Source organism: Limnothrix sp. FACHB-1083 (assembly GCF_014696485.1).
Classification (GTDB): Bacteria; Cyanobacteriota; Cyanobacteriia; order CACIAM-69d; family CACIAM-69d; genus CACIAM-69d.
The window spans coordinates 195,929-208,280 of sequence record NZ_JACJQD010000003.1; the positions used below are offsets into that span (position 1 = coordinate 195,929).

The following is a 12,352-nucleotide window of genomic DNA, read 5'->3' on the forward strand; positions in this document are numbered from 1 at the left end:
CTGCTCATTGATTCCCGGCCGGATGGCTCTTTAGCGATGGGTATTTAGAAGCGATCGACTCCCTCAACCAATCGCTGCGCTGGAGCCTGAGCATTCGCCGCTTCCCCACAGGTTTTGGGTGTGGGAAATACCTTGTCGGGATTGGCTAAGCGCAAGGGATCAAAGGCCGATCGCAACCATTGCATGGTCTCCAGATCCGCCGCCGAAAACATATCGGGCATATAGCAGCGCTTCTCGGCACCAATGCCATGCTCGCCGGAGATTGTGCCGCCCGCTTGCACACAGCGCTTGAGAATTTCGCCGCCCATTTCCTCCACGGCTTCCAGTTGTCCCGGCACGGACTTATCGTATAAAACCAACGGGTGCAAATTGCCATCACCCGCATGGAAGACGTTGGCGACTTTATAGCCATATTCCTCACTCAGCTTGGCAATTTCTTGCAGAATCCAGACCAATTTGCCGCGCGGTACTACGCCATCTTGCACATAGTAATCGGGGCTGATGTGGCCAGCGGCGGCAAAGGCAGATTTGCGACCTTTCCAGAGTTTGAGGCGTTCCTGGGGGTCGGTGGCGATCGCAATATTCCGCGCCCCATTCTCTCGACAAATTTGCGCCACCCGATCGGTGTTGGCTTCCACTTCCACCGCCAGGCCATCCAATTCAACCAATAGAATCGCCTCCGCGTCTCGGGGATAACAATTGGTTTTTGCCACGTCCTCCACCGCATTAATGCTGAGGTTATCCATGATTTCCATACCGCCAGGAATAATCTTGGCGGCAATGATGTCGGCCACACTCTTGGCTGCCGCATCCATGCTGGTGAAATCCGCTAGCAAAACGGCAATTTCATCGGCGGTTTTCAAAATGCGTAAGGTGACTTCCGTTGCAATGCCCAACGTGCCTTCGGAACCGACAAAAATCCCTGTCAAATCGTAACCGGGCATCTCCGGCACGGCGCTACCCACTTCCACAATTTCCCCGTCGGGCAACACCAATTTCAGACCCAAAACGTGGTTAGTTGTCACGCCATATTTGAGGCAATGAACCCCGCCGGAATTTTCTGCCACATTCCCCCCGATCGAGCAAATAATTTGACTCGATGGATCGGGCGCATAATAAAACCCCACACCGCTCACCGCCTGCGTCACCCAATTGTTAATCACCCCCGGTTGCACCACCACCCGTTGATTGTCCAAATCCACCTTCAGGATTTGTTTCATCAGTGCCGTGACAATCAGCACCGAATCCTCGATCGGGAGTGCGCCGCCGGAGAGGCCCGTGCCCGCCCCCCGCGCCACAAAGGGCACGCGAAACCGATTGCAGAGCTTGACCGCCGCCGCCACCTGCTCCGTGGTGCGCGGCAACACCACCAGCGCCGGCCGGTGACGATAGCTGGTTAACCCGTCGCATTCGTAGGTCAGCAGTTCATCTTTGCGGCGAATCACCGCCCGATCGCCCAAGGCGTTCACAAATTCCCGGGCGATCGCCTCCCAATCGGGGCGAGTAGCCGATAGCGACGGTGCAAAAACCATGGTGGGTGACACAGAAAACAGCGAGGAAAACGGCGAGAAACCTTCAATCACTACTATAGAAGATCTCGATAGAGCTATTAGCCGAATCGTCGGGGGCAAGGGGCTTGAGCATCTTGTCTTGGGCAGTTGTGATCGAATTCTGAATCCTAGGATTCAGCTAGCTCAGATAATTCAAGCCAACGCTCGGTTCCTTGATCAATTTGGTGACTGAGATCCGCCAGCTTTTGCGATAACTTCTCGACCTCGCTATAGCCACTGGGGGGATTTTCATAGAGGCGCTTTTCAATGGTCGCTTTTTCCTCTTCCCACTGGGGTAAATGGGTTTCCAAATGTTCTAGTTCGCGCTTTTCCTTGTAGGATAATTTGCGCGATCGCCCCTTGGATGAATTGCCTTGATCCGGCTCCGTCGTGGTTGTTGCACTAGCCTTCTTCTCAGCCGATCGCCCATTTTTCTCAGAGGCATCGCTAGACACATCGGGCGATCGCAAATCCAAATACACCGAATAGTTACCGGGATATTGACGAATCTGGCCAGCTTGCTCAAAGGCGAAGATTTTCTCAACGGTGCGATCGAGAAAATAGCGATCGTGCGACACCACAATCACACAGCCATTAAACTCCTCCAAATATTCTTCCAACACCGCCAAGGTCTGCACATCCACATCGTTGGTCGGTTCATCCAAAATCAGCACATTCGGCGCTTCCAGCAACACCTTCAACAGGAATAATCGCCGCCGTTCGCCCCCCGAAAGTTTGCTGATCGGCGCATATTGTTGATCCGGCGGAAACAGAAACCGCTCCAACATTTGCGAGGCGGTGATGATTTGCCCATCGGCAGTTTTCACCAGTTCCGCCGTTTCCTTCAGGTAATTCAGCACTCGCATATCGCCCTTATCAGACAAATCATCGGAGTGCTGATCAAAATAGCCAATTTGGATCGTGCTGCCCCGATCGACCTGGCCCGCCGTGGGTTCCAACTTACCCATAATCAGGTTCATCAGGGTTGATTTCCCCACCCCATTACCACCGATGATTCCCACGCGATCGTCCGGCATAAACTGATAGGTGAAATCGCGAATCAAGACCCGATCGCCCACTTCATAGGTCAAATTCTCCAGCTCGATCACCTTCTTACCAATTCGTCGGCCCGCCGTGGCAATTTCCACCTTGCCTTGGTTGGCTTTGAACTCCGTTTCGCGCATATCTTGGATGCGATCGATCCGGGCCTTTTGCTTGGTACTGCGAGCCTTTGGCCCCTTCTTCAGCCACTCCAGTTCCCGCCGCAATACCCCTTGAAATTTTTGCTGACGGCTGTTTTCTGCCGTTTCCGCTTCTGCCTTTTTCTCCAGGTAATAGCCATAATTCCCGGCATAGCTGAACAAATCACCGCGATCGAGTTCCAAGATTCGATTCGTCACCCGATCGAGAAAATAGCGATCGTGCGTGACCAACAATAACGCCCCGCGAAACTGTTGACGCAAATAATCTTGCAACCAGTTCACCGAGTCCGCATCCAGATGGTTCGTTGGCTCATCCATTAACAACAAATCCGGTTGGGCTAACAGCGCCGCCGCCAACGCAATTCGCTTCCGATAGCCCCCGGAAAGCGTCCCCACCTTCGCTTCAAAATCCTCAATTCCTAACTTAGACAGCACGATTTTCGCCTGGGTTTCCAATTCCCAAGCACCCGCCGCCGCCATCTTGTCGCCCAGGCTGGCCAACTGCGCCATCACCAAATCCAACTCCGGCCCCGTCGTATGGCCCAGCCGGTGGGACAAATCCTCGTATTCCCGCACCAGCGCCATTTGCTCGCCACTATCGGCAAATACCTGCTCCAGCACTGTGCGATCGGGATCGAGGGGCGGATCCTGGGGCAAATAGACCAGCCGATAGTTGGGGTTCACCAGCCGATCGCCCCGATCGATCGGCTCCAGCCCCGCCAGCATCTTCAGCAGCGTGGACTTGCCCGAACCATTGGTGCCAATCAAGCCAATTTTGTCCGTCGGCTCGATGCTAAAGGTTCCATCCCGCAGAATTTCTTTGATTCCAAAATCCTTGTGGGCATTCTTCAGAGACAGCAGACTCATGCGATCGGGCAGGGGCTAAACACTACTGTCTATGATTCCACGGCCCGCCGCGATCGCCCCCACGACCTTTGCTACGATCGACCCATTGCCCCGACACCGACTAGCCCCATGACCGCGACCCTCAGCCCCGCCGAGCGCCAAGACTACCAAACCCTGCTAGCCGAATATGGCCCCGGCCTGCGGGCGATCGATGCCCTCGATCAACACGATGGCGACCTGATCAGCGCCGTTGAAACCCTCTGGAATCAGTCAGAAACCCCCAGCACCTTTGGGCGCGGTCAAAAACTCTGGGAAACCCTTTTAAAAGTCTTGCGTAAAGAACTCTGCGGCAATGAAGGCGTGCGCGCCCAGTTTCAGGAATACACCAAAAATCCCGGCAGTGCACCCCTATTAACGGGCTTGATTGTGTCAGTCACCACGGCGGCGGGTTTACCGATCGACCCAGCGATTTCCACAATTGTGGTGTTGTATTTGCTCAAAATCGGTCTGAATGTATTTTGTGAATACACCGAACCCAAACCCGAATCATAGCCGGTCTATTTCTTCACCACAAACAAGTCAAGTAGGTTGGGTTGAGCAGTGCGAAACCCAACGCGGCCACCGCTAATTCTTGCTGGAGTTAATCGATCGCGTAGCCTGTATATTGCCGAACGGTGGGAGCATGGAACGCTAAGACGATGTGATCTTTCGGAACTCCCAACTCTGTTAGCTCATTGGCAATCCCGCCTTCAATGCCATCGTAGTGAATCCAGATTTTTTGGTTCCGAATTTCGGCATGGACTAAGCAACCATGCACCCGATTATTCTCTTCCCAGCCTTCTTGCATGAGCAGGAAATGATTGCGATCTTGGCCAACCACTAAATAGGTCGCCACATCTCCATAGCGATAGGGCAACTTGGCATAATCACTAAGGATTTTTTCTAGGAGCGATCGCCATTGATCGAGTTTAGGAGCTGTCTTGACTTCTAAGGCTTCCATTCTGCAATTTTCTCCGTTTTTTCATCAAAAACAACCAAATGAAACCCCGATTCTTCTAATAAAAGTAGCCTGTAGGGTGGGCAATGCCCACCTCCGCTTATAGCCCATCGCTAAAGTAATTCGATCGCACTGCGAGAAGCGGCAATCATTGTTTTGAGGATGGATGCTGTTTTGGCGAGATATGTGGTGGACAGTGCCCACCCTACTCGTTGTGCCCCAATCATCGTAGACAAGGGGGTTAGGCTCCTTGCCCCTCACGATCGACTAGGGACTTGGTGAGGTTGTTAGGATGGGCGGAGTTGCTGGCCCGATCGCCCCACCTATGCCGACCATCCAGATCCGCGAAGTTGCTGCCACCGTTGATGAATTCACCGCTGAAGTCACGATCGCCCAGGATCTCCACACCAGCCGCGCCTATCCCGTCACGTTGCGGAACCCGTTTCAGAACAACGAAGAAGCGGATCTGGAATTTTTCTTTGAGGAGTGGTATCAGTTTCCGACGCTCGATCGGGAGCGGGCCGATCGCGCTCGGGCGGCGATCGCCCAATACGGCCAAGACCTCTTCGAGCAACTGCTGAAAGCCAACCCCGATGCCTACGCGGACTATCGGGAACTGAGGCGATCGCACTGCTTTGAGCGGGGCGCGGTGACGATCGAAATCCTCGGCTCACCGGAGTTTCAGGGGTGGCATTGGGAAGCCCTGCGCGATCCGGAGTTGTCGGAACCGCTGTCACTGATGACCCCGATCGTGCGGCGTGATCCGAAGCGATCGGTTTCCAATCCGGCTCGGGTGCAGCCGTCCGGGTGGCTGAATTTGTTGGTGGTGACGGCTCGGCCCAAGTGGAGCCAGGATGCGAACTACCGGACGATTTCCCGGCCCTTGGTGGAGGCGATCGCCAATGCTCAGTTGCCGGTGAAGGTGGAGCTGTTGCGGCCCGGCACTTGGGAAGCGCTCGATCGCCACCTGCAAGCCGTGGGCCCCGGTTTCTATCACGCCGTTCACTTCGATTTGCACGGGTCGGTGCTGACTTATAAAGAGGCCAGCAAACTGCTCGATCGCCCTGCCCAAGCCAGCGGTCAAACCTTTCGGCGTGGCTATGGTTTGGGGGATTTGCCCGAATATGACGGCTATCGGGCGTTTTTGAGCTTTGAAGGGGAAGCGGCGGGCCAGTCGATTTTGGTGGAAGCGGCGGAAGTGGCGGCCCTGCTGCAAACGCGGCAAATTCCCCTTTGCATTTTGAATGCTTGCCAGTCCGCCAAGCAGATCAGCGACGGCGAGGGGCCAGCGGCGGAAACCAGCCTGGGGGCCAAGCTGCTGGAGGCGGGGATGCAGGCGATCGTGGCCATGCGCTATTCGGTGATGGTGCGGGCGGCGGAACTGATGATGACGCGGTTCTATCAGGCGTTGTTTACGGAGCAGCCGGTGATGGAGGCGATTCGGTTGGGACGGCGGGAGCTGTGGCAAACCAAAACCCGCCCCGGCCGGTTCAATCTGCCGATCGAGCTGGAGGATTGGCTGTTGCCGGTGGTCTACAGCGGCGGCACGGTGAATTTGAATTTGCGGCCCCTGACTCCCGATGAAGAGGCGGCCCGGTGGACGGCGGAGGCCGAGCGCGATCGCTTTGAGCCGCCGACCTATGGCTTTGTGGGACGGGACACGGACATTTTGGAACTGGAGCGGCGGTTGTTGCAGCCCGATCGCAACGCCCTGTTGTTGCAGGGGATGGGCGGCACGGGCAAAACCACTCTGCTGCGCTACTTGCGGGACTGGTGGCAGCGGACGGGGCTGATTGAGCGATCGTTCTATTTTGGCTATGACGAGCGGGCCCACAGCCTGGAGCAAATCGCCGCCAGCCTTTTTCAGCAACTCGATCCCGAGGGGTGGTTACGGTTCCAGTCGTTGCCCTTGGCGGTGCGGTTGGCCAAGCTGACCCAACTGTTGCGATCGCGCCGCTATGCCTTGATTTTGGACAATTTGGAATCGGTGACGGCGGCGGCCCTGTCGATTCCCAACTGTCTGCCGGAGTCGGAGCAGCGGGCTTTGGCCAACTGGTTGCGCGGGCTGGTGGGGGGCAAAACCCTGATTTTGTTGGGGTCGCGGGGGGCGGAATCCTGGCTGGAGCCGGTCTATGGAACCAATCGGCTGGGGTTGCGGGGGTTGGATGCCGATGCCCGCACGACCCTGGCCCAAAAAATTCTGGAGCGGCAGGTGGGCGACCCGCGCCGCATTGCCAAAATCAAGGATGAGCCAGCTTTTGGACAGTTGATGAAGCTGTTGGATGGCTATCCGTTGGCGATGGAGGTGGTGTTGGGGAATCTGAAGCGCCAAACCCCCAGCGAGATTTTGGCGGGGATGCAGGCGGCGGATGTGAACCTCGACAATCCGCAGGCCCAGGGCGACAAAACCCAAAGCATCATTGCTTGCATTGACTATTCCCACGGGGCGCTGTCGGCGGCGGCCCAGCAGGCGTTGCTCTGTTTGGCTCCCTTCAGTGGGTTTATTAATTGCGATGGCAATTGCTTGGAGCAGTATGCAGCGCAGTTGGCGGAGCAGCCGGCCTTGGCAGCTTGGTTCGGGGAGTCGGGCGCAGAGATTTTGGCAGCGGCGGTGCAAGAGGCAGTGGATTGGGGGCTGTTGTTGCCCATTTCGCCCGAAATGCCGCGATTGCTGACGATTCAGCCGACCTTGCCCTATTTCTTGAAATTGAAACTAGACATACATGGCTCAAGTGTTAAGGCGGCGATCAACTCTGCTTTTCATAACCACTGTCTTGGTCTAGCATCTGCTTATTACCAACTAATGCAGTCGCCGGAGACAAATAGTCAACAACTAGGTTCTTTTTTGGCTGAGAAAGAATATGAGAATATCCATAGTGCGATATCAGTATGCCTAAAAATTCATAAAACTCTAACACCATTTTTCTGTCTTTATCAGAGCCTTTTTATGTCTCAAAATTACAAAAATGCATTGATTCTATCTCAAGAAATAATAGATTTTTTGCCAGCAGCTAAAGTTTTGGAGAATGATTCAAGCTTAAAAATGGAAATATGCGTTTTTTGGGAAAGACTTGCTTTTTGTCAATGTGCTCTCAATGAGTTCGACGATGCAAGAAAATCATATCTCGCAATTCTTGATCTATGCCGCGAAGATTCAGATCCAAGGTTTCGAGAGATGATTTCCCATGCTATTTTCAGCATTGGGAATATTCACTATTCCTATCAAGAGCTAACGCAAGCAGAAGAATTCTATAAAATTGCCCTTGGCTTAACTGAGTCCAGCGAATCCCAATCTTATATCTGGGGTCAAATTGCAAACGTTTTTAGAGAGAAGAGTTCAAATTCTCTTGCAGAAAACTGGTATCAAAAAGTCTGTCATATCATTCAACCAGGGAGTTTAGCCCAAGGAGTGCATTCCTACAATTATGGACTATTTCTAGAAGACACCGAGAATAAAGAGGAAGCTCTAGCAGAGTATGAGAAGGCATTGATCATATTCAATGAGTATAAAAACCATCACGGTCAAGCATGTATTTATCAGCAAAAGGCTTGTATTTATGAAGAGTTGGGAGATTTGAACACCTCGAAAGAAATGTGCAAAATTGCTTTAGAAATTAGAATTCAATCAGATGACGAAATCAATCAATCAGATATCTATCATCAACTAGGTAGGCTATGCCGCCTTGAGAGATCGTATGAACAAGCATTAGCATATTTTGAAAAATCTCTATCTATCGACTATAAGTATGGCGCTCCAGAATTTAAAATTGCTAAGACCATTGGTGAATTAGGATTGATAGCTCAATGCCAGGGACGCTTTCCACAGGCTCTTGATTACTTCCTCCAGACTCTTCAAAGCTTTTTATTATTAGATAATAAGACTTATGCAGGTCAAACTCTACAAAACCTTGCACGTCTTTACCAACAAACCCAAGACCCCAACATCCTCACCGCCACCGCCGAACTCCTCGGCTGCCCCCCCGACGACCTCGCCACCGCCTTCACCCCACAGCCGTAGGGTGCATGGGAGAACGCTTGGCCATTAACGACCCTTTCCCCATCCCTCCCATGCACCGCAACCGATCGCGCCAAAACAACAATCCTCGATCGATTGAATAACCACAATCCTCGGTGCATGGGAGAACAAATCAACCCTTTCGTAACCATGGGCGATCGCTCCCATGCACCCTACGCGATCGCACAACCGATCGAGAATGGCGGGACGGTTGCTTGGCCATGAACGACCCTTTCCCCATCCCTCCCATGCACCGCAACCGATCGCGCAAAAACAACAATCCCCGATCGATTGGGTGGCCACAATCCTCGGTGCAGGGGAGAACCAATCAACCCTTTTGTGACGATCGGCGATCGCCCGGGAAAGGCTGGGTCGTTCTTGCCCTAGCGAGCTTGGATGGCAGGAGCATCCGGGGCAACATTGGGCTGCGGAGTCATGGGTTGGTAGCGCTGGAGCGCTTGGTTCGCAAACTGGCGCAACTGTTCAGCCTTGGCGTAGGCAGTGCTGGCCGGGTGAACCCGCTCCAAGTTGTTTTCGATCTCCTGGAGCGTTCCCAACAGTCGGGGATTGCTGGGGTCAGCAGCGGCCAGGGTGCGCCATTGGGCGATTTGCCGATCCGCTTGTTCCAAAGACTCGATCGACTGGCGCTCCAAAGCCTCCCGCTGCTTGGCAATTGCCAGATTTTGCGCATATTCCGCCCGGAGTCGCTGGGCGGCCGCAAATTGCGGATCGTCATCCTTAATTTGGGTCAACAGGGCCAAGGCCTCTTGCCACAGGTTTTGCACCACCCGCCACTGTTCCACCGGGTGAGGAGGTTTTTGAGCCGCCAAAGCCGCCCGAAACCCATATTCCTTGGCCCCCGTGATCAGGCTGCCCACTTGCTGCCGCCCCACCGCCCGGCCGGTGACCGACTGAAAGTCTCGATCGATCCCAGCTAATTTGGCCCGTGCTTGCCGCCCGGCCAGGGTTTCCTGGGGCACTTCCCGCAGGCGATCGATTCCCGACTGCCAATCACCGAGAGCCGCGTTTTGGGCGCTGCTGTCCTTGGCGCTTTGGTGCTGTTGGCGGGCCGTTTCCACGGTTGCCAAAGCCTGATTCAACAAAGCTTGGGCGTTGCGCTCCTGAAACACTTGCGCTTCCAAACGGGCCACGGTTTGGCGGGCGGCGGCAAATTCATCCAACGTGAATCGCCACCGGCATGAAAACAGAGTGCAATAAGTCTTCGGCCGAGACCCCAAGAACCAAACGGGCAGGCGATCGAGCGCTGCTTGGGCCGCTTGGGTTTTGGTGGCTCCCAGTTCAATATCGGCCGCACTGGTGGCATTGTCGAGCAATTGCTTGGCCTGGGCCGTGGCGGCGGTGGCGGCTCGATAATCTTGATCCATCATCCAAAAGCTGGGCAGCAACAGCAATGGCGCGTTGTCTGCCACCACATTCCGAATCGGCGGCAATGGCAGGTTGGCCAGGGCAATTCCCCCCGTCGCCACCACCACGCCCGCCAAACCACAGCCCCAAGATCCCCAAGCCCAAAATCCCCAGCCCGTCTTAGGCTGGTTAAGGCGAGCGGCGGACTTGAGCAAGCCCAGATCAAAATCCGGGAAAGCATCACTCACGATCGCCCGCAGATCTTCAAAGCCGGCCGGCTCGCCAGACTGCAACCGCAACTTTTCTAACCGCTGCCACAGCACTTCCTTGGGAATCCGGGCGGCGGGTTGTTGTTGATAGCGAGCGCGGATGGCTCCCTTCAGGAGTTGGTAAGCACGATCATTGAGGCGAGACATGATCCACGGGGTAGAAAGGGCCGATCGCGAGCAATGGTTGAACCCGATCGCGCTGTTAGTTGCGGGCGTACTTTGGGGAAGTACCTATGTTGTTGTCAAGTCTAGTTTAGAGGCCGTTTCCCCGAGCGTTTTGATGTTGGTGCGGTTTGGCATTGCCACCATTGCTCTGCTGCCGATCACCCTCTGGAGCGGTTTGCCGAAAAATTCAGCCGCTTGGGCGGTCACGGGGCGCGGAGGCTTGGAATTAGGCTCCTGGATGGCCTTGGGCTATGTGGCTCACACGATCGCGCTGCAATACACCACGGCGGGGCGTAGCGCGTTTATCACCGCCCTCTATGTAGTCTTGGTTCCATTGCTGACGGGCGTTGCGGGCCAGCGGCTGTTCCCTAAGGTTTGGTGGGCGGCGGCGATCGCGGCGTTGGGGGTGGCGTTGCTGTCCTACGATGGCGCACCGCCCAATATTGGGGATTTGTGGAGCGTGGGCACGGCCATCACTTGGTCTTTTTATATTTGGCGGATGGAGGCCTACGCGGCTCGGGCCCAAGTGCTGTGGCTGTCGTTGATTCAGTTGGGGATCACGACTCTGGCGGCGGCCCTGTGGGTGTGGGGGTCTTCATGGGCGATTTCGTCTGCAATTTGGAACCCCCAAACCATTCCTTGGCTAGATTTGGTCTATTTGGGAACCTTTGCCACGGCGGGCACGGCCTGGTTGCAGGCGATCGGCCAGCGATCGGTGGCGGCTCCGGTGGCGGGGATTTTGTATACCTTGGAGCCAGTTTGGGCGGCCCTGATGGCGGCGGCTTGGTTGGGGGAACAGTTGGGCGATCGGGGCCGGGTGGGAGCGGCTTTGGTGCTGGGGGCCTGTTTGTTGTGCCAGCTCCCGGTGCGATCACTGGGGCGGCAACTGGGCCGGGCGATCGCCTCAGTTTGGCATCGACCTTAGAAACCGGCAAAAAACAGAGCGGGGACATAGGCTCACCTCCCTTGTCCCCGCTCAATACGGTGCAATTGCTCAAAAAACTTTACCGATAACGGCGCTTCCGGCGGGCAGCAGCGGCCTTACGCTTGCGCTTTTCGATCGGGGTTTCATAGTACCGGCGATATTTCACGTCCGCCAAGATACCGGCTTTCGAGACTTGGCGCTTGAAACGGCGTAGCGCGGATTCGATTCCTTCGTTTTCACCCAAAACCACTTGGGTCATGCGGTTTCACTCCTTGCGATAGGTGGACAAAATATGGCGCACAGGCCCAAAGGCATGACGCTGACTCTTTTGAGGCAAATTGGGCGCTGGCAAAAGAGGGCGATCGCTAAGAAAATCGCCAAATATCTATCGTACCAAATGGAACCACTTTGGGCGGAATCGTTTGCGGGAGTTGTGGCCGGGTGCTAACCACCAAGCCACTGACCCAGGGGCGATCGGCTCCAGGCCAGGGCTGCCGCGCCGCTGCTCCACAGGCCGTAAAGCCGGGCGCTGTACCAAACCAGCCCGAGAATCAGCAGCCCGCGCCCGATCGCCCGCCGAAGCGATCGCCCGATCGGCCAGACCAATCGCCGTCGCACCCGTAGTTCCACAGCCCATTGCAATCCCAAACCCAGCAAGACCCCAAACAACAGGGGGCCGAAGGGATGGTAGCCGATCGCCCCCGGCCAGTCTCCCCGGGCGATCGCCACAAACGATCGGGTTAAGCCACAGCCGGGACAGGGTAACCCCGTCAACCAGTGAAAGGGACAGATCAGCGGTGAAGTTTGGTGACTGTGGGCCAGCCAGTGGGCCGCAACGATCGGGGAGGCCACCAGCGACAGGCCGATCAACCGATGCTGGCGATCGGCGGGGGCGAGGGGACGGTGAACCAACAGCGGTCGTTGCATCACGAAACGAGGTTATGGGTTTTCAGGAATCGGGTTTTCAGGAATTGGGTCGATCGCGATCGCCCGTGGGAGCGGCCGCCGGAAAGAGTCC

At 55.5% G+C, this 12,352-nt stretch carries 9 protein-coding genes; 3 read left to right on the forward strand and 6 right to left on the reverse strand.

The window, feature by feature from the left end; genetic code table 11:
* Nucleotides 1-44: 44 nt before the first annotated feature.
* Together glcD and H6F46_RS05045 are read right to left on the reverse strand one after the other, a co-directional pair.
* Nucleotides 45-1,532, reverse strand: coding sequence for a glycolate oxidase subunit GlcD (gene glcD / locus H6F46_RS05040; protein WP_190353808.1), 1,488 nt, complete (start codon nucleotides 1,530-1,532; stop codon nucleotides 45-47).
* Nucleotides 1,533-1,678: 146 nt separating this feature from the next.
* Nucleotides 1,679-3,619: an ABC-F family ATP-binding cassette domain-containing protein gene (locus H6F46_RS05045; protein WP_190353809.1), complete on the reverse strand. Its 1,941-nt coding sequence runs from the start codon at nucleotides 3,617-3,619 to the stop codon at nucleotides 1,679-1,681.
* A 108-nt stretch (nucleotides 3,620-3,727) separates the two neighbouring features.
* Here H6F46_RS05045 and H6F46_RS05050 point away from each other — a divergent pair, with 108 nt between their 5' ends.
* Nucleotides 3,728-4,150, forward strand: a complete 423-nt coding sequence (locus tag H6F46_RS05050) for a hypothetical protein (protein ID WP_190353966.1) — start codon at nucleotides 3,728-3,730, stop codon at nucleotides 4,148-4,150.
* Nucleotides 4,151-4,238: 88 nt separating this feature from the next.
* Here the strand turns inward: H6F46_RS05050 and H6F46_RS05055 are convergent, their stop codons facing one another.
* A complete protein-coding gene (locus H6F46_RS05055) occupies nucleotides 4,239-4,598 on the reverse strand; it encodes a XisI protein (protein ID WP_190353810.1) in 360 nt (119 codons plus the stop codon).
* A 289-nt stretch (nucleotides 4,599-4,887) separates the two neighbouring features.
* On the opposite strand from H6F46_RS05055, the gene H6F46_RS05060 reads away from it, so the two are divergent.
* Entirely contained in the window at nucleotides 4,888-8,613 is a 3,726-nt protein-coding gene (locus H6F46_RS05060; RefSeq protein WP_190353811.1) for a tetratricopeptide repeat protein, read from the forward strand.
* Between the two features lie 380 nt (nucleotides 8,614-8,993).
* On the opposite strand, the gene H6F46_RS05065 is transcribed toward H6F46_RS05060, so the two are convergent.
* Nucleotides 8,994-10,391 carry a hypothetical protein gene (locus H6F46_RS05065; RefSeq protein WP_190353812.1) on the reverse strand — a complete coding sequence of 466 codons (1,398 nt, stop codon included), beginning with the start codon at nucleotides 10,389-10,391 and terminating at the stop codon, nucleotides 8,994-8,996.
* On the opposite strand from H6F46_RS05065, the gene H6F46_RS05070 reads away from it, so the two are divergent.
* Nucleotides 10,390-11,334 carry a DMT family transporter gene (locus tag H6F46_RS05070; RefSeq protein WP_190353813.1) on the forward strand — a complete coding sequence of 315 codons (945 nt, stop codon included), beginning with the start codon at nucleotides 10,390-10,392 and terminating at the stop codon, nucleotides 11,332-11,334. The genes H6F46_RS05065 and H6F46_RS05070 overlap by 2 nt on opposite strands.
* Nucleotides 11,335-11,413: 79 nt before the next feature.
* On the opposite strand, the gene rpsU is transcribed toward H6F46_RS05070, so the two are convergent.
* Together rpsU and H6F46_RS05080 are read right to left on the reverse strand one after the other, a co-directional pair.
* Nucleotides 11,414-11,593, reverse strand: a complete 180-nt coding sequence (gene rpsU, locus H6F46_RS05075; protein ID WP_099532024.1) for a 30S ribosomal protein S21 — start codon at nucleotides 11,591-11,593, stop codon at nucleotides 11,414-11,416.
* A 185-nt stretch (nucleotides 11,594-11,778) separates the two neighbouring features.
* The gene (locus H6F46_RS05080) at nucleotides 11,779-12,261 is read right to left on the reverse strand and encodes a DUF2752 domain-containing protein (protein ID WP_190353814.1); all 483 of its coding nucleotides are present in this window, start codon (nucleotides 12,259-12,261) and stop codon (nucleotides 11,779-11,781) included.
* Between the last annotated feature and the right edge of the window lie 91 nt (nucleotides 12,262-12,352).

Bases quoted from the DNA above. Each gene is read 5' to 3' on its own strand.
- H6F46_RS05070 (WP_190353813.1), top strand. From the start codon at position 10,390: ATGATCCACGGGGTAGAAAGGGCCGATCGCGAGCAATGGTTGAACCCG.
- H6F46_RS05060 (WP_190353811.1), top strand. From the start codon at position 4,888: ATGGGCGGAGTTGCTGGCCCGATCGCCCCACCTATGCCGACCATCCAG.
- glcD (WP_190353808.1), bottom strand. From the start codon at position 1,532: ATGGTTTTTGCACCGTCGCTATCGGCTACTCGCCCCGATTGGGAGGCG.
- H6F46_RS05080 (WP_190353814.1), bottom strand. From the start codon at position 12,261: ATGCAACGACCGCTGTTGGTTCACCGTCCCCTCGCCCCCGCCGATCGC.
- H6F46_RS05045 (WP_190353809.1), bottom strand. From the start codon at position 3,619: ATGAGTCTGCTGTCTCTGAAGAATGCCCACAAGGATTTTGGAATCAAA.
- H6F46_RS05050 (WP_190353966.1), top strand. From the start codon at position 3,728: ATGACCGCGACCCTCAGCCCCGCCGAGCGCCAAGACTACCAAACCCTG.
- rpsU (WP_099532024.1), bottom strand. From the start codon at position 11,593: ATGACCCAAGTGGTTTTGGGTGAAAACGAAGGAATCGAATCCGCGCTA.
- H6F46_RS05065 (WP_190353812.1), bottom strand. From the start codon at position 10,391: ATGTCTCGCCTCAATGATCGTGCTTACCAACTCCTGAAGGGAGCCATC.
- H6F46_RS05055 (WP_190353810.1), bottom strand. From the start codon at position 4,598: ATGGAAGCCTTAGAAGTCAAGACAGCTCCTAAACTCGATCAATGGCGA.